Origin of the sequence: Nocardiopsis sp. N85, assembly GCF_028882275.1 — a bacterium.
GTDB classification, from domain to species: domain Bacteria; phylum Actinomycetota; class Actinomycetes; order Streptosporangiales; family Streptosporangiaceae; genus Nocardiopsis; species Nocardiopsis lambiniae.
In genome coordinates this window covers 159,784-176,568 of the sequence record NZ_JARBUT010000007.1, presented here as the reverse complement: position 1 = coordinate 176,568, position 16,785 = coordinate 159,784, and the positions used below count along the sequence as shown (strand labels likewise).

Genomic DNA, 16,785 nt, shown 5'->3' with positions numbered 1-16,785 from the left:
GTCAAGTTCGAGGATCGTGGGCATGGACACGCAGACCGTCGACGGGCGCACCGCCCGCTCCCGGGCCACACGGGCCCGGATCGCCCTGGCCGCCGCCCGGCTGTTCACCGCACGGGGGTACGCCGCCACCAGCGTCCAGGCCATCGCCGACGAGGCCGGCGTGGGGGTGCAGACGGTGTACTACACGTTCAGGACCAAGGCGGCGGTGCTCAAGGAGGCCGTCGACCGGCTCGTGGCCGGGGACGACGAACCCGTGCCCACCCTGGAGCGGCCCTGGGTGCGCGAGGCGTTGGCGGCCCCCGACGCGGCCGGGCAGGTGCGCCTCCAGGTCGCCGGGACGGCCGAGATCATGGTCCGCGGGGCCGGGCTGCTGGAGGCGGTGCGCGGTGCGGCCGCCGACGAGCCCGACCTGGCCGCGCTGTGGGAGGTCAACGTGGCGCAGCGGCGCACCGTGCAGCGGGTGTTCGCCGACGCCCTGGCCGACCGGGGCGCGCTGCGTCCGGGGACGGGCCCCGAGGAGGCCGCCGACACCATGCTCGGCCTGCTCTCCCCGGAGCTGTTCACCCTGTACACCGTGCACGTGGGCCGACCGGTGCGGTGGTGGCGCGACTGGGCGACCGACGCGGTCCTGAGCCAGGTGGTCGGGGTGTCCTCCTAGGCGAGGAAGGCGCGGACCAGCGCTTCGACCCGGTCGGGGCACTGGCGGTTGACCCAGTGCCCGGCGCCCTCGATCGTCTCCAGGCGGGCGCCGGGCACGCGGGCGGCCGCCGCGGCGGTGCGCCGGGGGCTCACCCCCACGTCACGATCGCCCTGGACGAACAGCGCCGGGCAGGTGATCGCCCCCAGGCGGGGGAGCAGGTCGACGTTCATGCGGGTGAACCCGATGGAGGCGTTCTGCCAGTCGGAGGAGTCGGAGCCGTTGGCGCGGGACTCCTGGACGATCTCGTCCACGATGGCGTCGAAGTCGGGGACCGGCCCGGGGATCAGCGCGGTGCGCACGAACCGTTCCACGCCGCTGCGCGAGCGCAGCATCAGGCCCGGCAGGGTGGTGTTGAGGAACCGGCTGCGGGCGGTGAGCCACAGCAGCTGGTGCACCAGGGGTGGGAAGGAGAGCGTTCCGGCCGGGGCGATGGCCACCAGCCGATCCACCCGGGCGGGGTGTTCGATGGCGTAGGACAGGGTGAGCGCGCCGCCCTGGGAGAGACCGACGAGGGCGACGCGGTCCAGCGCGAAGTGGTCCAGGACGGTGTCCACGACGCTCAGCAGCGCCGCGTGGTCGGCGGTCCCGCGCCAGGGGCGACTGCGGCCCTGTTTGGGCCAGTCGGGGGCGAACACGCGGTGGTCCCGGGCGAGGGCGGGGATCAGGTGCCGCCAGCTGAGCAGGGCGTTGTCCCGGCCGCCGCCGCTGAGCAGGACCACGGGGGTGCCGTGGTCGCCGGCGGTGACCACGCTGAGGGGACCTTCGGGGCGGGTGATGACGGTGCGCTCGTGGGGGTCGGCGATCACGGGGAGGTGTCCTTTCCCCGGGTGTCCTGCCAGCGTCGGAAGAGGGCGGGCAGTTCCGATTCCAGGAACCGGTACAGCTCGTTGACGTTGGCCAGGCGTTCGCGCCGTTCGGGCGAGGCGTCGTCCAGGGCGCGCAGCCCGCGTTCGGTGATCTCGCGGAACCCGGCGGTGCGGGCGTAGCGGCGTTCCAGCATGCGACTCCACCCGTCCGCGGAGACGCGGTGGTAGGCGTTGCGGTCGCCGGGGCGGCGCACGGTCTCGACCAGGCCGCCGGGGACGAGCAGGCGGGTGGCGGTGCTGACGGAGCTGCGGCTGACCCGCAGGGCCTCGGCGATCCGGGCGGGGCTCTGCTCGGGCGGGTCGCAGATCAGCAGCCAGCCGATCACCCGTCCGGAGATCAGGGGGAGTCCGTCGCGCTCGAAGAAGGCCGCGACCTCGTCCACGAAGGCCGATTCGTCGTCGGTGGGTCCGCTCATGCCTTCACGTTACCGTCATTGCAGTCACTACTGCAATGAGAAGAACGGGGCGTTCCCGTCGGAGGGGGAGGGGATCGCCGATCAGGCCGGTGCGAAGGAGTCCAGGGCGGCGGTGCGCATCCCCTCGAACTCCGACCAGGCACCGGCCGGGGAGGCCCAGGCCACCGTGTAGTGCACGCCAGGGGAGACCGCGATGTCGCGGGCCAGCACGTGGCGGTCCTGTCCGGCGTCGGTCCAGGTGAACTCCCAGTCGGCGACCGAGTGGAAGTCGGTCCCGGAGGTGACGTCCTCGATCCGCACCTGCTCGTACCCCGGCAGCCTCCCGGAGTCGAACACCCCCTGTTCCTGGTCCAGGACGTGCCGGTACTCGTCGTCGGTGGGGTGGTCGGCGTGGTCGATCTGGAGGTAGGTGTCCCCGTTCGCGGACTCGTAGTAGATGCTGCTGCCCTCGGTGCGCCTGTTCCACCCCTCGGGGGCCAGGACGGAGAACCCCTCGGGGTCCTCGGTCCAGACCATGCCCTCCGCGCTCGGCTCACCCGTGTCGTCCTCGGCCTCCCCCGCGTCGGTGGGCGGGGATTCCGCCGGGGCGTCGGTGTCGGGGTCGGCGCCCTCGGCTCCCCCGTCCTGCCGGGGCTCCGCGTCCGGCGTTCCGGGGTCCTCGCCCGACAGGACCGTCCCGGCGGGGTCGCCCCACGGATCCAGGACGACCACGAGGGTCGCGGTGGCCACCAGGAAGGCCAGACCCAGGGCCAGGACCACGAACGGCCAGGACAGTCGGCCGCCGCGCGCCGAGGCCCCGGACGCACCGGGCGGCGCCGGGCTGGTGTGGGCGACCCGGCGCGGGACGGGGGCCACGCTCCGGGGGAACCGGCGGGTGCCCTCGGGTCCCTGCGGGTTCGCGGGCGGTGGGATCAGCGGCCCGGAGTCGGCGGGCGGCGGCGCGATCGGGCCCGAACCGGGGGGAGTGCGCGGGGGCGGTGGCCCGAACGGTGCCGCCTGCGGGCCCGAGGGGTGGGGGGTGGTCGGCGGACCGCCCGCCGGGCCTGACGGGGGCCGTGGAACCGACACGGGCGGCGCGCCCCGCCGGCCGCGGGGTACCCCGCGGCCGGTGCGGGGCCGATCGGGGCGGGACCCCGCTCCAGGACGGCCTCCAGGAGGGTCCGGCAACCCCGTGAGTCCAGGCGCAGCCCGGGGTCCTTGGTCAACAGCCCGCGCACCGCCCGGTCGAGCGGGACCGATCGCAGTCGGAGCGCCGGCTCCTGGGTGAGGACGGCGTTGAGGGTGGCGGGGACCCCCTCCCGTTGGAACGGCGAGGTCCCGGTGGCCGCGTGGTACAGGGTCGCCCCGAGCGACCACAGGTCGCCGGCCGGGGTGGCGGGGCTCGTCGAGAGCCGTTCGGGGGCCAGGTAGGCGGGGGAGCCCATGATCCCGGAGGTCTGGGTGAGAGTGGAGGTGTCGGCGATGGTGGCGATGCCGAAATCGGTGAGGACGACGCGGCCGGCGTCGGTGAACATGACGTTCTCGGGTTTGACGTCGCGGTGGGTGATGCCCTGCCGGTGCGCGGTGTCCAGTGCGCTGAGCAGGTCGATCCCCCATTCGGCCACGGTCTCGGGGGGTCGGGCGCCCTCGCGCCGGATCAGCTCGTGCAGGGAGCACCCGGTGAGGAACTCCATGACGATCCAGGGGCGGCCGTCCTCCTCGAAGACGTCGTGGACGGTGACGATGTTGGGGTGCGAGCCCATGGCGGCGGCCTGGGCCTCGCGGCGGGCGCGGGCGGCGGCGCGGGCGCGTTCGTCCTCGTCCGGTCCGGGGCCGAAGAGGATCTCCTTGACGGCGACGGTGCGGTTGAGGTCGTCGTCGTGGGCCTTCCAGACCCGCCCCATCCCTCCGCGACCGAGTTCCTCCGTGAGGCGGTAACGGTCGCGCAGCAGGCGTGCGGGTTCGGGTTCGGACCCCATGGGTCTCCCTCGTGTGCGGGCCGTCGTGGCCTGCCCGCGCGGACGTGCGAGCAGGGCGACGAGTGTAAGGAAACGTGCCCCGGGGGGCGGTCCGGTAGTGGCCATCGGTCCGTCCGCTTCCGGCCACCTCGGTTTCGGGGGGCGTCGGGGCGTTGCGGCGGGCACCGGCCCGATCCCGGGCACCGAACCCGACCGAGCGAAGATCGCCACCTCCGACATGCGTGGTTCGGCCCGCGCATGGTAAAAAGTTAGGTGTGCCGAACTTTAGAGATTGGGTCTCTTCGCCGCGGTGGTACGCCGCCCCGGTCGCCCTCGCCCTGACCCTCACCGCCTGCACCCCCTCCGCCGGCGGAGAGGACGACGACGGCCGTCCCCTGGTCCTGACCACGTTCACCGTCCTGGCCGACATGGTCGACAACGTCGCCGGCGACAGGGTCCGGGTCGCCTCCCTCACCCGCCCCGGCTCCGAGATCCACGGCTACGAGCCCGTCCCCGACGACCTGGTGCGAGGCCAGGGGGCCGACCTCATCCTGGAGAACGGGCTGGGCCTGGAGGCCTGGTTCGCGCAGTTCACCGAACGCGTGGACGCCCCCACCGCGGTGCTCTCCGAGGGTGTGGAGACCCTGCCCATCTCCTCCGGCGACTACGAGGGCGAACCCAACCCCCACGCCTGGATGTCCCCCGACAACGCCCTCGTCTACGTGGACAACATCCGCGACGCCCTCATCGACCTCGACCCCGAGGGCGAGGCGGACTACACCGCCGCCGCCGAGACCTACAAGGCCGAGATCACCGAGGTCGGCACCTACCTGGAGACCGAGCTCGCCGAGGTCCCCGAGGCCTCCCGCGCCCTGGTCACCTGCGAGGGCGCCTTCTCCTACCTGGCCCGCGACGCCGGGCTCACCGAGATGTACCTGTGGCCGGTCAACGCCGAGAGCGAGGCCACCCCGCAGCGCATCGCCGAGGTCACCCGGTTCGTCGAGGACAACGGGGTGCCCGCCGTGTTCTGCGAGAGCACCGTCAACGACGGCGCCCAGCGCTCCGTCGCCCGCGAGACCGGCGCCGCGTTCGTCGGTCCGCTGTACGTCGACTCCCTGTCGGAGGAGGACGGCCCCGTGCCCACCTACCTGGACCTGTTGCGCCACGACGCCGAGACCATCGTGTCCGGCCTCACCGGGGCCCGGCCGTGACCTCCGCCATCGAGGTCGTCGACGCCACCGTCCACTACGGTGACGTGCTCGCCCTGGACGGGGTGTCCCTCACCGTGGAGCCCGGCCGGATCTGCGGCCTGCTCGGCACCAACGGGTCGGGCAAGTCCACCCTGTTCAAGACCATCCTGGGGCTGACCAGGCCGGACCGGGGCCGCGTGCGGCTGCTCGGCATGGACGGAGCGCGCGCCCGCCGCAAAGGGCTGGTGGGCTACGTGCCCCAGACCGAACAGGTCGACTGGGACTTCCCGCTGAGCGTGCACGACGTGGTGATGATGGGCCGCTACGGGCACATGGGGATCCGCCGTCGCCCCCGGCCCGCCGACCGGGACGCCGTCGCACGGGCCCTGGCCCGCACCGACCTGACCGACCTGGCCCGGCGCCGTATCGGCGCGCTCTCCGGCGGCCAGCGCAAACGCGCCTTCGTCGCCCGCGCCCTGGCCCAGGGCGCCGACGTGCTGCTGCTCGACGAACCCTTCGCCGGCGTCGACAAGCGTTCGGAGGCGACCATCACCGACCTGTTGCGCCGGTTGCGCGACGAGGGCCGCACCCTGCTGGTGTCCACCCACGACCTGGCCCAGGTGCCCGGGTTGTGCGACGAGGCGGTGCTGTTGCAGCGTCGCGTCATCGCGCGGGGCACCCCCGCCGAGGTGCTGCACCCGGAGATCGTCATGGAGGCCTTCGGCGTCCACGTCGGCGAGGAGAGTGGGAGCACATGGACGCGCTGACCGCCGCCGTCGACTGGTTCGCGGTGCCGTTGCAGTTCGAGTTCGTCCGGCGCGCCCTGCTGGTCGCCGTGGTCGCCGGGGCGGTGTGCGCGGTGCTCTCGTGCTGGATGACCCTGGTGGGTTGGTCCCTCATGGGGGACGCGGTCTCCCACGCGGTGCTGCCCGGGGTGGTGCTGTCGTACATGTTCGGGTTGCCGTTCGCACTGGGCGCCCTGGTGTTCGGCGCCGGGTCGGTGGCGCTGATCGGGGTGGTCAACCGCACCTCCCGGGTCAAGGAGGACGCCGTCATCGGGGTGGTGTTCACCGCGCTGTTCGCCCTGGGCCTGGTCCTGATCTCCACGGTGCCCAGCCAGACCGACCTGGGGCACATCCTGTTCGGCAACGTGCTGGGGGTCTCCGACACCGAGATCCTCCAGGTCGTGGTGCTGGCCGCGGTGGTGCTGGTGGTGGTGTGGTTCAAGCACCGCGACCTGACCCTGTACGCGTTCGACCGGACGCACGCCCACGCCATCGGGGTGAACCCGCGCCTGCTGGAGACCCTGCTGCTGGGTCTGCTCGCGGTCACCGTGGTGGTGGCGTTGCAGGCGGTGGGGATCATCCTGGTGGTGGCCATGGTCATCGTCCCCGGCGCCACCGCCTACCTGCTCACCGACCGGTTCGAGCGGATGCTGGTCATCTCGATGGGCATCGCCGTGGTCGCGGCGGTGGCGGGGGTGTTCGTCAGCTACCACGCGAACGTGTCCACCGGCGGTTGCATCGTGCTGGCCCAGGCGAGCGCGTTCACCCTGGCCTACCTGTTCTCACCGTTGCACGGGGTGCTCGGTCGCCGTCGGCGCCGCGCCCTCTCCGCCGTTCTCCCGGACGCGGGAGCTCAGAGCACCGCCCGGCAGTAGAGGCGGTGTCCCCTGGCCGCCGTCGTGGCGGCCAGGCCGGCGAGCCGTTCCACGAAGTCCGGCGGGCCCGCGGTGTCGGCGCCGTTGGGGAGGGGAGCGCCCGTCGCCCACGCGGCGCCGGTCCGGGCCCCCCGTGGTGGGGCCGTCCGAAGGCCCTCGCGGAGTTCCCGGCGCTCAGGTGCGGGCGGGGGCGTGGCGGCGGTAGTGGCGTGCGGCGCGGGCCCTGTTGCCGCACGAGGTGCCGCACCACTGCTGACGCCCGTGGGCCTGCACGAAGTAGCGCGCGCAGCGCGGGGCGGGGCAGGCGCGCAACCGGTCGCGGTCGGGGCCCTCCAGGAAGGCGATCGCCGCCCGCGCCAGCGCCGCGACCGTGTCGGGGCACCCGCCGCCGGGGGTGAACTCCACCGTGGGCAGGTCCCCCTCCTCCCAGCGCAGCCTCGGGACCACCGGTTGGCGGGCGGACGCCGCGTTGAGCAGGATCAGCGCCTCCCGTGTCGGCGGTAGCAGGTGGGTGTCGGCGGGGCTGGGCGAGGCCGGGGCGACCGTCCGCGCGAACAGGGACCGCACCGCCCCGCGCAGGGTCACCACCTGGGCGTGGAGTTCCTCGTCGACCCGGGGATGTCGCGCCGGGGGCAACCGGTCGGCGACCTCGCCCAGCCAGCGCGCGGTGCCCGCCACCCCTTCGAGGTCGTCGGCGATCCCGCCGACGCCGTCGTGGCGGATCGTCCCGGCCAGTTCGAGTGCCAGGCGGCCGTCCATGGATCCCCCATCCGTTCACCGGAACCCCACTTGCCCGCATCCTTCCCCACGGGCTAGCGTTCTAACGGTTAACACTAACTTATCCGTTAGAACGCCGTATCCGGTGAATCGAAAAGGATCTCGATGACTCTTCTTCTCGCGCACATCAGCGACCTGCACCTGGACGGGTCGGACCGCTCCACCGAACGCGCCGAGCGCACCGTGGCCTACCTGCGCGACCTCTCGCAGGCCCCGGACGCGCTGCTGGTCACCGGGGACATCGCCGACGCGGCGACGCGCGAGGAGTACGAGGAGGCCGCCCGGCTGCTGGACCTGCCCTTCCCGGTGATCGTCTGCCCGGGCAACCACGACGATCGGGCGGCGCTGCGCGCGCACCTGTTGGGGGAGGGGCCCTCCACCGAGCCGTTCAACCGGGTCCACCACGTGGCCGGGGCGGCCGTGCTGGCCTGCGACTCCACGATCCCGGGCCAGGACGGGGGGCGTCTGGAGGCGTCCACCCTGGTGTGGATCAACGACACCCTCAACGCCCTGCCCGCCGACACCCCGGCGCTGTTGGCCTTCCACCACCCGCCGGTGCGGATGCACCATCCGCTGCCCGACTCGATGCGCCTGGGCAACTCCGACGACCTGGCCGGGTTGTTGCAGGCCCACCCCCGGGTGGCGGGCATCCTGGTGGGTCACATGCACACCGGGGGGGCCACCATGTTCGCGGGGCGGCCGTTGCTGCTGGCCCCGGGGGTGACCTGGACGCTGCGCATGCCCTGGGAGGGGGAGCCGGCCGCCGACCGCACGCAGCCCCCGGGCGTGGCCTTCCACCTTCTGGACGACGACCAACGGTTGAGCACGCACTTCCGCGCCGTGATGCGCGCCGGCGCCGAGGTGTGAGTCCGCAGCCGCCCCGGGGAGCACCTCGGGGCCGCCACGAGTCGGTGGCGGCCCCGGATGAGCGGAAGGATCCCGACCGAACCGGTGGTCGCCTCGGCGACCTGATCGGGGCTCTCTCCCCGGTTCGACGGGCCCGTGCAGGTCGGGCCGGGCACCGTCGGACCCGTTGGGAGTCTAGGCGAGACGGGGGAGTCGACCGTCCCGAACGGTCGGGACCGCGACTCAGAGGAGCATCGCGAGCTGGCGGCACTGCGCCACCAGGGTGCCCGTGGAGTCCCAGATCTCCATGTCCTCCTCGTGCAGGCCGCCCGAGACGTGTTTGGTGAAGACCCGGCAGGCCAGCCATCCGGGGGCGGGCCTGGCCCGCACGTGGACGCTGAGCTCCACGGTGATCGTGGTGAACTCGCCGATCTCCAGGACGGCCGGGGGCGCGAAGTCGACCATGGCGGGCAGGGAGTGCGCGTCGGGTTCGCGGCCGTCGGCGAAACGCATCCAGAACTCGGCGTGGGGACGCCCGTCCTTCTTCCCGTCCAGCCATCCGGGGCGGGTGGGGTAGCGGTACTCGACGCTGCGGGCGATGCCCGGCGCTTCGGGCCTGTTCGCGAACTCGTCCGGGACGGGGCAGTCCTCGGGCGCGGGCAGGTCGGGCGGGGAGTCCAGGGTCAGGACCCGGGCGGAGGGGTTCGGGGTGAGGTCGCCGTAGGTGGCGGTGGCGCGGACGATCTCCTTGCCGCCCTGGTCGAGGACCACCTGGCCGGTGGCGGTGCGTCGGCCTTCGCGGATCACCTCGGTGCGGGCGATGACGGGGCCGGGGGAGGCGGGGCGCAGGAAGAACGCCGAGACGGCCAGCGGGTCGGGCTGTCCCAGGTTCTGGCGCAGCGCGTTGAGCGCGGTGCCCAGGATGTACCCGCCGTTGGGGTGGGAGGTGAAGGTGGTCCAGGAGTCGGTGAGGGTGGCTGCGAACTCGCCGTCGGCCAGCTTCTCCACGCGGGTGTCGCGGTCGAAGCGGTGTTCCTCGGCAATGGGGTCAGGGCTCATGCCCCCAATGTTACCGACCGGTAGGTTCGAGTGCGCGACACGTCCGGAGAAAAGGGATTGACCCTGACGTCACGTCAGGCCCTAGCGTCGAGGACATCGGGGAGACCCGAGGCCACCTGCGCGAACGGAGGAGAGCGGATGGGCCGCACCGTGGGCGAGGTCGCCCGTCTGAGCGGGCAGACCGTGCGCACCCTGCACCACTACGACCGTATCGGCCTGCTCGTTCCGGCCGAGCGCACACCCTCCGGTTACCGCAGCTACGACGACGAGGACCTGGAGCGGCTCCGCCGCATCCTGACCTACCGGGAACTGGGATTCGGTCTGGAGGAGATCGCCGAGCTCATCGACGACCCCACCGCCGACACCCGGGCCCACCTGCGGCGACAACACCGCCTGGTGACCGAGCACATCGAACGCCTGCGCGCCGTGGCGCGCGGTCTGGAACACCTCATGGAGGCCGACACCATGCAACTGAACATCACCCCCGAGGAGCGACTCGAACTCTTCGGCGACTTCGACGTCGACACCCACGCCGAGGAGGCCGAACGCCGCTGGGGCGGCTCCGACGCCTACGAGCGGTCCCGGCGCACGGTGAGCGCCTACACCAAGGAGGACTGGAAGCGGAACCAGGCCGAGGCCGCCGAGATCAGCCGGGCCCTGGCCGCAGCCATGGCCGAGGGAGCGCCCGCCCACGGCGAGCGGGCCATGGACCTGGCCGAACTCCACCGGGCGTACGTCACCCGCTGGTTCTACGACTGCACCACCGAGATCCATCGCGGCCTGGGCGCCCTGTACGTCGACGACGAGCGGTTCACCGCCACCATCGACGCCCACGCCGAAGGCCTGAGCCGCTACCTGCGCGACGCCTTCGCCGCCAACGCCGACCGTCAGGAACGGGACTGACCCCGCCACCAGGCGGGGGCCGCCCCGGCGGCGTAGTCGGTGAAGTCCCTCGGAGGACGCCCGGTCACCCGCGACACCGTCTCGGTGGGCAGGGCGTCCCCGCCCTCCGCCAGGGCGGTGAACGACGCCGTCATCGCCTCCGCCGCCTCCACCGGTGTCCCCGCCTCGCGCAGCACCCGCGCGTAGGCCTCCGGTGACCCGTCGAAGACCACCTCGTACCCGGCCGCCTCCGAGATGGTCGCGGCGGCCTCGGCGAACCCCAGGGCCCGGGGCCCGGTGACCTCGTAGATCCGCCCGGCGTGACCCTCCCCGGTGAGGACGGTCGCCGCCACGGCCGCGACGTCCCCCGCGTCGACGAACGCCTGCCGCGTGTCACCCACGGGAACGGTGATCCGTCCCGCGCGCACGTCCTGCGCGAACACGCCCTCGTCGAAGTCCTGGTCGCACCGGTCGGCGCGCAGGATCGTCCACTCCGCCCCCGATCCCCCGACGGCCCGCTCGGCGTCCAGCAGCCTGCGGTCGTTCGCCTGCTCGATGCCGCGGCCGGACAGCAGGGTCAGCCTCCGCACCCCGTGGCGGACCGCGTACTCCAGGAACTCGGGGTCGACCCGGACGCCGTCGGGTGCCATGACGTGGATCGCCGAGGCGCCGTCCAGGGCGCCCTCCCAGGTGTCGGGGTCGGTCCAGTCGAACCTGACCCGGCCCCGGAGCGAGGCCGCGCGCACCGGGACGCCCCGCGCCCCGAGCCGTTCGACGACCCTGCGGCCGACGGAGTCGGTGGAGCCCAACACGAGTACCGTTGGTTCGCCCATGTCCCACCCCTACCCACCGGGGAACCCCGCCATGGGGCCCGACCCGGCGGCCCCGCGCCGCCCGCACGTCCGGGTGGGGGGAGGTCGCGGGCACGGTGGTCGGTCGGGTCCGCCCGGTGAGGGCGCGGCCGAGGCCCGGGGAGGTCCCGGATACCCCCGCCCGGTCGGCCCGGGTCCGGGTGTTCGATCGCTTCAGGGGATGAGGACGATCTTGCCCGAACCCCGCGACTCCAGTTCGGCGTGGGCGTGGGCCGCGTTGGCCAGACTCATCAGCCGGGGCTCGGGCAGCACGATCCGCCCGTGGGCCTGTGCGTCCAGCAGGGTGCGCAGCACCTCCGGGGTCCGGGCGCCCTGCCCGCCCGAGGAGAACCGCACCCCCAGCTCGCCCGCCGCGTCGTCGGCCAGGGTGACGATCCGCTCCGTGGTGCCGCCGCGCAGCGCGATCGCGTCCGGCAGAGCACCGTGTCCGGCCGTGTCCAGCACCGCGTCCACCCCCCGCGGCGCGACCTCCCGCACCCGGTCGGCCAGCCCCGCGCCGTAGACGACGGGCACCGCGCCCAGTTCCCGCACCCGGTCGAGGTTCGCCTCCCCCGCGGTGCCGATCACGGACACCCCGTCGGCGATCGCCAACTGCGTCGCGATCGCCCCCACCGTGCCCGAAGCGCCGTGGACCAGCAGCGTCTCGCCCTTACGGGGCGCCAGCTCCCGCAGCGCGCGCGACGCCGCCTCCCCGGCGACGGGCAGCGCCGCCGCCTGCGCCCAGTCCAGCTCCTCGGGTTTGACCGCGTAGACCTCCATCAGCGCGCATTCCGCGTACCCGCCCTCCACCGCCCAGCCCGCCACCGCGTCGCCCACGGCGACGTCGAGGACGCCCTCGCCCAAGGCGTCGACCACGCCCGCGACCTCGGCGCCCAGCCCCCTGGGCAGGGTTCCGAGCCGCATCGCGCCCGACCGCACCTTGGCGTCGAACGGGTTGACCCCGGCCGCCCTGACCGCCACCCTCACCTGTCCGGTCCCCGGTACGGGCTTGTCGGTCTCCACCACGGTCAGCACCGACGGGTCACCGTACTCGGCGAAACGGACAGCGTGCATCGGCTCGTTCCTCTCATCCCACGGGCCCCACCGGGTCCCCTACTCTCTTGCCCATCCCTTCCCCGTCCCGAACGAGGAGACATGGCCCCCCTCACCCACCGCGCCCTGGCGGCGATCGACCGGTTCAACGACGCCCACCCGTGGGACCACAACGCCCACTACCACCGGTGGATCCTCGATCGTCTCCCCGAACACGCGGGCCGCGCCCTGGACGTGGGCTGTGGCAGCGGCGACCTGGCGCGGTCCCTGGCCGACCGGGCCGACGAGGTGGTCGGCGTCGACGCCGACCCGCGCATCGTCGACCTGGCCCGGCGGGCCACCGACCCCCGGGCCGGGATCTCCTTCCGGGTCGGCGACGCCGCCGCGGACCTGCCCGAGGGGCCCTTCGACGTCATCACCTGCGTGGCCGTCCTGCACCACCTGCCGTTCGCCCCGACCCTGGAGCGCCTGCGCGGCCGTCTGGCCCCCGGCGGCGTCCTGGTGGTGCTGGGCGTGCACCGGGCGGCCATGTTCACCGACCACCTGATCGACGCGGCGGCCGTCCCCGCGAACCTGGCCATGGGGCTGTTCCGGAGCCGGGGAGGACCCGCGCCCCGACCGACGTCGATGACCGCGCGCACCGCCCCGGCCGCCATGACCCTTCCGGAGATCGCCCGAGAGGCCGGACGGGCACTGCCGGGGGTCCGCCTTCGGCGTCACCTGTTCTGGCGGCACTCCCTCGTATGGCACGCCCCGATGTGAACCGTTCCGGAACGGTTCACGGTCGTTCCGCCCATGCGGCGTGTGATGAAAACCAGTGGCGCACCGGCGTGGGAAAGTTGCACAGTTCAACCGGAAAACGCACTTTTGACCGGAAACCACTGGGAAGAGAGCCACCCGTGCGCTGGACCGTCCACTCGGAGCGCCCCCTCTACACCGACCCGTGGTTGGACGTGCGCGTCGCCGACGTCGAACTCCCCGACGGCCACCGCTTCGATCACCGCCTGATCCGGCGCCCCCGGGGCGCCGGCGCGGTGATACGCGACGGCGACCGGGTGCTGCTGTTGTGGCGGCACCGGTTCATCACCGACACCTGGGGCTACGAGGTCCCCATGGGCGGCGTGCACGAGGAGGAGGATCCGCGTGACGCCGCCGCCCGGGAGGCCGAGGAGGAGACGGGGTGGCGGCCCCGCACCCTCGAACCGCTGCTGCGGGTGCAGCCCTCCAGCGGCCTCACCGACAGCGAGCACCACGTGTTCGTCACCGACGACGCCGAGAAGGTGGGCGAGCCCACCGACGCCTGGGAGTCCGAACGGATCGAGTGGGTGCCGCTGGTCCGGGTCCCCTCCCTGATCGAGCAAGGGCTGATGGTCAGCGCCACCACGGTGAGCGCGCTGTTGTACCTGCGCGCCCTGGCCCCGGAGTGAGGGTCAGTCCCACCAGAAGGACCAGGTCTCGTCACCGAGGAGCGACTCGGCGTAGGCCTCCAGGCTGCCCGCGCCCTGCCAGACGTTGTCCGGGCACAGCGCGAAGTGCTCGGCGGCCACCCGCAGCGCCCGCTCCCGGTCGGTGACCACGGCCGCCGTGCTCAGGACCAGGGTGTCGAACCCGGCCATGATCAACCGGGCACCGAATCGGCGCTCCCAGTCGGCCAGGACCGCGGAGATCGCCTTGACGTCGATGCCGTGGTTGACCGCGCCGTCCCAGCCGATGACGCTCAACGCCTCGGCTCCGGAGGCGGCCCGCACCAGGCCCAGTCGGGGGTTGGGCCGTTCCACCAGCCACTCGGCGTTACGGTCGGCGATCTCGTCGGGGTCACCTGCCAGGGGCGTCTCGGGAGCCAGACCGGGCCACGCGATGTCGTGGGGGGCGGTGACGGCGAGCCGCGCCGCCGGGACGAGGTCGTCGTACTCCTCCTCGATCTCGGTGGAGCCGCGCCAGGCCTCGGCCAGTACCGTCTCCGCGTCGTGGTCGGCGATCGCCCCCTCCTGGGACGGGACCAGCTCTCCGGTCTCCCAGGGGCGGTCGCCGCCCTCGTCGCTCATGGAGGTCAGGAGCAGTGGCCACCATCCCGAGGTCGCGTGGGCGGCGCGCAGCCGCTGCCACAGTCCCGGAGGTGCGGTGCCGTCACTGATCCACATCACGGCCTCGCCGCTCTCGGAGAGCGCGGGCCTGCCCGGCGGGAGTTCGACGGGGATGTCGGCTCGGGGGTCCATGGGGATCTCCTCAGGGTCGTGGGTGTCCGGTACCGGTGTTCCGGGACGCGGAGGGGGCGAGGTGCCGTGGGCGCCGGTGCGCGAGGGCCGTGTGCCCACCTCTCGGCGGTTCAGGCGGCTCGATCCGGCCGTCGGACGTCCTCTCCTCGCTGCGTCCGTGATCGGATCACGCCGGCAGATTATCGATCTTCGGGGCCGAATCCGTCCTTGAGGCACCGAACGGATCCGTCGGTGTCGGCGGCGATGGCCTCTCTCACCCGGCGGACGATCCTGGCGGGGAGAACGCCGGACAGGGCGTCCGGGGCGACCCACGCCCACGACGCGAGTTCCCTCTCCGGCAGGCGGATCCGTGCGCCCTCGGGGAGTTCGGCGGTGAACACCCGGTGGACCAGGTCGCCGACCCGGTCCACCACCAGCGGACGCTCCACCCGGGTCAGGCCCCCCGATTCCTCGTACGGTTCGCGCGCGCAGGCCTGCCGGGGCGTCTCCCCGGCCTCGATGACCCCACCGGGCAGGGTCCACGGCGCTTCGGGCCTGTAGGTGCGCTCCACCAGCAGCACTCGGCCGGACGTGGAACGGATGAGCGCCCCGGCCGACCCCGATCCCACGACGATCACGGCGTCGGTTCCACCTCTCTCCCAAAGTGAATCAAAAGGCGTTTTTCCTCATGTTCGGTGTTCTCGTGGTCGATGGGATGCATGAAATCCTCCAGATCGGACAGGGGTTGGGGTGACACCGAGAATCGAGGAGGCTGAGATGACCGAGGACAACAAGGCGAAGAACAAGTTCAACGAGGCCAAGGGCAAGGGCAAGGAGGGTCTCGGCAAGGCCACCGGCAACGAGCAGTGGCAGGCCGAGGGCAAGACGGAGAAGACCAGCTCCAAGCTCAAGCAGGCCGGAGAGAAGGTCAAGGACGCCTTCACCTCGGACGACAAACCCCGGTGAGGACGGCGCGCTCCCGCCGCCCCATCGTCCATCGGCTCACGGGCCCCGACCGGCATCTCGCCGGTCGGGGCCCGTCACGATGTCGCCGGTAGGTCGATCTCACCGACCTGTGCGTCGGACGGCGGGGACGGCGCGCCGAGGATCACCGCGGCCACCGTCTCCGGCCGGACGCACGCGCTCGGATCGTGGTCGCGGCCGAACGCGACGCGGGTGCGCCGCAGCAGATCGCCGGCGGTCCCGGCCGGGTACACGCTCGTCACCCGTACACCGTCGCGCGCCTCCGAGGCCCTTCCGGGGATGGACGGGCGGGCGCACCGCGGCGTCGCGCGGCAGAGCGGGTACGCGCGGAACACGTCTCACCCGCGCGAGGTGAGGTCGTCCTCCACCAGCAGGCGCTCGGCGGTCTTCTCGTAGCCCAGCAGGCGGTTGACCTCCAACATCGCCGTGTTCTCCCGGTTCAGGGTCACCACCATGGCCTGTACGTGCGGGAAGTTCTCGTGCACCCGCAGGGTCTGGGTCGCCTTGACCCGGCTGGCCAACCCCCGCCGTCGGTGGGCGGGCAGCACCGCGGTGTCGTGCTGGTCGGCGACGGGGCCGCGGGTGACGGTGCACACCGTCGCCGCCACCACCTGGTCGGAGGTACGGTCCACCACCGCGCCCACCAGCAGTCGCGAGCCGTCCTCGGTCATCCTCAGTTCCCAGGCGCGCACGTCTTGCGGCCCCCACCGGCGCGGCTCCTCCTGGAAGGCGGATCCGGGGGCGTCCAGCAGGTGGTCCATCACCCGCCCGTACGACGGCAGCAGCGGCTCGGGCGCCCTCCCCACCCAGTGGGTGATCCGGTACCCGCGCCTGGGCGTGGACGCCAGGCGCCGACAGTGCCGGAGGGTCTCATCGTCGAACGGCTGCACCTGGAGTTCCAGGTGCAGCAGGGTGCGCAGGTGGGGGCTGGTGCGGGCGAACGCCTCACCGGCCCGGCCCGCCGGGACGGTGCTCTGCAACCGGCTCATGCCCTCGGCGCGCGCCCGTGCGGCCGCCTCGGACCGCAGAAGGGTGCCCATGCCGTTGCGGCGGGCGGAGGCCTCCACGAACAGGCGCAGGAACCCGATGCCCGCGTCGTGGGGCTGGCGCCGTAGTTCGGCGGTGCCCAGGATCGGGCCCTCGCCGTGCATACGGCCGGCCCACCGCCAGGCCCGCCCGGCGCGCCCTCGGCCGAGCCGCTCGGCCAGTTCGTCGGCCTCGGGTGCGCTGCCGGACAGTTCGCGTCGCCCCGTCACATGGGCCGCGCTCCAGGCCGCCAGCTCGGCGGGGGCGGCCGTGAGGGGATCGAAGACCTCCACCACAGGACTCACGCGTCCACCGTTTCACATCGGCCACCCTCTTGTCCCGT

At 73.1% G+C, this 16,785-nt stretch carries 21 protein-coding genes; 9 read left to right on the top strand and 12 right to left on the bottom strand.

Features of this window, described 5'->3' with window-relative positions; translation table 11 throughout:
• Nucleotides 1–22: 22 nt before the first annotated feature.
• Complete coding sequence (locus tag PWG71_RS12365) at nucleotides 23–658, top strand: TetR/AcrR family transcriptional regulator (protein WP_274809828.1); 636 nt, start codon at nucleotides 23–25, stop codon at nucleotides 656–658.
• Here PWG71_RS12365 and PWG71_RS12360 read toward each other — a convergent pair.
• From PWG71_RS12360 to PWG71_RS28690, 4 genes are all read right to left on the bottom strand, one after another.
• Nucleotides 655–1,506 (bottom strand): alpha/beta fold hydrolase, encoded by an 852-nt coding sequence (locus tag PWG71_RS12360; protein WP_274809827.1) that lies wholly within the window; start codon nucleotides 1,504–1,506, stop codon nucleotides 655–657. The genes PWG71_RS12365 and PWG71_RS12360 overlap by 4 nt on opposite strands.
• Nucleotides 1,503–1,982 carry a GbsR/MarR family transcriptional regulator gene (locus PWG71_RS12355; protein WP_274809826.1) on the bottom strand — a complete coding sequence of 160 codons (480 nt, stop codon included), beginning with the start codon at nucleotides 1,980–1,982 and terminating at the stop codon, nucleotides 1,503–1,505. Before PWG71_RS12355 ends, PWG71_RS12360 begins: the two co-directional genes overlap by 4 nt.
• 81 nt (nucleotides 1,983–2,063) lie before the next feature.
• Nucleotides 2,064–2,837, bottom strand: a complete 774-nt coding sequence (locus tag PWG71_RS28695; protein ID WP_342455963.1) for a hypothetical protein — start codon at nucleotides 2,835–2,837, stop codon at nucleotides 2,064–2,066.
• A gap of 56 nt (nucleotides 2,838–2,893) precedes the next feature.
• Nucleotides 2,894–3,940: a serine/threonine-protein kinase gene (locus PWG71_RS28690; RefSeq protein WP_342455962.1), complete on the bottom strand. Its 1,047-nt coding sequence runs from the start codon at nucleotides 3,938–3,940 to the stop codon at nucleotides 2,894–2,896.
• Nucleotides 3,941–4,194: 254 nt separating this feature from the next.
• Here PWG71_RS28690 and PWG71_RS12345 point away from each other — a divergent pair, with 254 nt between their 5' ends.
• Genes PWG71_RS12345 through PWG71_RS12335 form a run of 3 tightly spaced genes read left to right on the top strand, consistent with a single transcriptional unit; the run spans nucleotide 4,195 to nucleotide 6,769 of the window.
• A complete protein-coding gene (locus PWG71_RS12345) occupies nucleotides 4,195–5,130 on the top strand; it encodes a metal ABC transporter substrate-binding protein (protein WP_274809825.1) in 936 nt (311 codons plus the stop codon).
• A complete protein-coding gene (locus PWG71_RS12340) occupies nucleotides 5,127–5,876 on the top strand; it encodes a metal ABC transporter ATP-binding protein (RefSeq protein WP_274809824.1) in 750 nt (249 codons plus the stop codon). The genes PWG71_RS12345 and PWG71_RS12340 overlap by 4 nt, the downstream gene beginning before the upstream one ends.
• On the top strand, nucleotides 5,864–6,769 hold the full coding sequence (locus tag PWG71_RS12335) for a metal ABC transporter permease (protein ID WP_274809823.1): 906 nt from the start codon (nucleotides 5,864–5,866) through the stop codon (nucleotides 6,767–6,769). Before PWG71_RS12340 ends, PWG71_RS12335 begins: the two co-directional genes overlap by 13 nt.
• 174 nt (nucleotides 6,770–6,943) lie before the next feature.
• On the opposite strand, the gene PWG71_RS12330 is transcribed toward PWG71_RS12335, so the two are convergent.
• Complete coding sequence (locus tag PWG71_RS12330) at nucleotides 6,944–7,528, bottom strand: CGNR zinc finger domain-containing protein (protein WP_274809822.1); 585 nt, start codon at nucleotides 7,526–7,528, stop codon at nucleotides 6,944–6,946.
• 123 nt (nucleotides 7,529–7,651) lie between these two features.
• Here PWG71_RS12330 and PWG71_RS12325 point away from each other — a divergent pair, with 123 nt between their 5' ends.
• Nucleotides 7,652–8,413 carry a metallophosphoesterase gene (locus tag PWG71_RS12325; RefSeq protein WP_274809821.1) on the top strand — a complete coding sequence of 254 codons (762 nt, stop codon included), beginning with the start codon at nucleotides 7,652–7,654 and terminating at the stop codon, nucleotides 8,411–8,413.
• A 222-nt stretch (nucleotides 8,414–8,635) separates the two neighbouring features.
• Here the strand turns inward: PWG71_RS12325 and PWG71_RS12320 are convergent, their stop codons facing one another.
• Nucleotides 8,636–9,451, bottom strand: a complete 816-nt coding sequence (locus PWG71_RS12320) for a thioesterase family protein (RefSeq protein WP_274809820.1) — start codon at nucleotides 9,449–9,451, stop codon at nucleotides 8,636–8,638.
• 138 nt (nucleotides 9,452–9,589) lie between these two features.
• Here PWG71_RS12320 and PWG71_RS12315 point away from each other — a divergent pair, with 138 nt between their 5' ends.
• On the top strand, nucleotides 9,590–10,354 hold the full coding sequence (locus PWG71_RS12315) for a MerR family transcriptional regulator (RefSeq protein WP_274809819.1): 765 nt from the start codon (nucleotides 9,590–9,592) through the stop codon (nucleotides 10,352–10,354).
• Here PWG71_RS12315 and PWG71_RS12310 read toward each other — a convergent pair.
• Nucleotides 10,339–11,166, bottom strand: coding sequence for an NmrA family transcriptional regulator (locus PWG71_RS12310; protein WP_274809818.1), 828 nt, complete (start codon nucleotides 11,164–11,166; stop codon nucleotides 10,339–10,341). The two genes, PWG71_RS12315 and PWG71_RS12310, sit on opposite strands and share 16 nt — an antisense overlap.
• A 192-nt stretch (nucleotides 11,167–11,358) precedes the next feature.
• Complete coding sequence (locus PWG71_RS12305) at nucleotides 11,359–12,258, bottom strand: NADP-dependent oxidoreductase (protein WP_274809817.1); 900 nt, start codon at nucleotides 12,256–12,258, stop codon at nucleotides 11,359–11,361.
• A gap of 81 nt (nucleotides 12,259–12,339) precedes the next feature.
• Between PWG71_RS12305 and PWG71_RS12300 the strand changes: the two genes are divergently transcribed.
• Nucleotides 12,340–12,999 carry a class I SAM-dependent methyltransferase gene (locus PWG71_RS12300; RefSeq protein WP_274809816.1) on the top strand — a complete coding sequence of 220 codons (660 nt, stop codon included), beginning with the start codon at nucleotides 12,340–12,342 and terminating at the stop codon, nucleotides 12,997–12,999.
• Nucleotides 13,000–13,136: 137 nt separating this feature from the next.
• Entirely contained in the window at nucleotides 13,137–13,664 is a 528-nt protein-coding gene (locus PWG71_RS12295; RefSeq protein WP_274809815.1) for an NUDIX hydrolase, read from the top strand.
• Nucleotides 13,665–13,667: 3 nt separating this feature from the next.
• On the opposite strand, the gene PWG71_RS12290 is transcribed toward PWG71_RS12295, so the two are convergent.
• Both PWG71_RS12290 and PWG71_RS12285 read right to left on the bottom strand, forming a co-directional pair.
• Nucleotides 13,668–14,453 carry a DUF4253 domain-containing protein gene (locus PWG71_RS12290; protein WP_274809814.1) on the bottom strand — a complete coding sequence of 262 codons (786 nt, stop codon included), beginning with the start codon at nucleotides 14,451–14,453 and terminating at the stop codon, nucleotides 13,668–13,670.
• Between the two features lie 179 nt (nucleotides 14,454–14,632).
• Nucleotides 14,633–15,070, bottom strand: a complete 438-nt coding sequence (locus PWG71_RS12285; RefSeq protein WP_274809813.1) for an NUDIX domain-containing protein — start codon at nucleotides 15,068–15,070, stop codon at nucleotides 14,633–14,635.
• 139 nt (nucleotides 15,071–15,209) lie between these two features.
• Here PWG71_RS12285 and PWG71_RS12280 point away from each other — a divergent pair, with 139 nt between their 5' ends.
• Nucleotides 15,210–15,398, top strand: a complete 189-nt coding sequence (locus tag PWG71_RS12280) for a CsbD family protein (protein ID WP_274809812.1) — start codon at nucleotides 15,210–15,212, stop codon at nucleotides 15,396–15,398.
• A 74-nt stretch (nucleotides 15,399–15,472) separates the two neighbouring features.
• On the opposite strand, the gene PWG71_RS12275 is transcribed toward PWG71_RS12280, so the two are convergent.
• Together PWG71_RS12275 and PWG71_RS12270 are read right to left on the bottom strand one after the other, a co-directional pair.
• Entirely contained in the window at nucleotides 15,473–15,658 is a 186-nt protein-coding gene (locus tag PWG71_RS12275; RefSeq protein WP_274809811.1) for a hypothetical protein, read from the bottom strand.
• Nucleotides 15,659–15,754: 96 nt separating this feature from the next.
• Nucleotides 15,755–16,747 carry a GNAT family N-acetyltransferase gene (locus PWG71_RS12270; RefSeq protein WP_274809810.1) on the bottom strand — a complete coding sequence of 331 codons (993 nt, stop codon included), beginning with the start codon at nucleotides 16,745–16,747 and terminating at the stop codon, nucleotides 15,755–15,757.
• Between the last annotated feature and the right edge of the window lie 38 nt (nucleotides 16,748–16,785).

Excerpts from the sequence above, each read along its gene's own strand:
- PWG71_RS12365 (WP_274809828.1), top strand. The coding sequence starts at position 23 with ATGGACACGCAGACCGTCGACGGGCGCACCGCCCGCTCCCGGGCCACA.
- PWG71_RS12355 (WP_274809826.1), bottom strand. The coding sequence starts at position 1,982 with ATGAGCGGACCCACCGACGACGAATCGGCCTTCGTGGACGAGGTCGCG.
- PWG71_RS28690 (WP_342455962.1), bottom strand. The coding sequence starts at position 3,940 with ATGGGGTCCGAACCCGAACCCGCACGCCTGCTGCGCGACCGTTACCGC.
- PWG71_RS12335 (WP_274809823.1), top strand. The coding sequence starts at position 5,864 with ATGGACGCGCTGACCGCCGCCGTCGACTGGTTCGCGGTGCCGTTGCAG.
- PWG71_RS12330 (WP_274809822.1), bottom strand. The coding sequence starts at position 7,528 with ATGGACGGCCGCCTGGCACTCGAACTGGCCGGGACGATCCGCCACGAC.
- PWG71_RS12325 (WP_274809821.1), top strand. The coding sequence starts at position 7,652 with ATGACTCTTCTTCTCGCGCACATCAGCGACCTGCACCTGGACGGGTCG.
- PWG71_RS12320 (WP_274809820.1), bottom strand. The coding sequence starts at position 9,451 with ATGAGCCCTGACCCCATTGCCGAGGAACACCGCTTCGACCGCGACACC.
- PWG71_RS12315 (WP_274809819.1), top strand. The coding sequence starts at position 9,590 with ATGGGCCGCACCGTGGGCGAGGTCGCCCGTCTGAGCGGGCAGACCGTG.
- PWG71_RS12310 (WP_274809818.1), bottom strand. The coding sequence starts at position 11,166 with ATGGGCGAACCAACGGTACTCGTGTTGGGCTCCACCGACTCCGTCGGC.
- PWG71_RS12305 (WP_274809817.1), bottom strand. The coding sequence starts at position 12,258 with ATGCACGCTGTCCGTTTCGCCGAGTACGGTGACCCGTCGGTGCTGACC.
- PWG71_RS12300 (WP_274809816.1), top strand. The coding sequence starts at position 12,340 with ATGGCCCCCCTCACCCACCGCGCCCTGGCGGCGATCGACCGGTTCAAC.
- PWG71_RS12290 (WP_274809814.1), bottom strand. The coding sequence starts at position 14,453 with ATGGACCCCCGAGCCGACATCCCCGTCGAACTCCCGCCGGGCAGGCCC.
- PWG71_RS12280 (WP_274809812.1), top strand. The coding sequence starts at position 15,210 with ATGACCGAGGACAACAAGGCGAAGAACAAGTTCAACGAGGCCAAGGGC.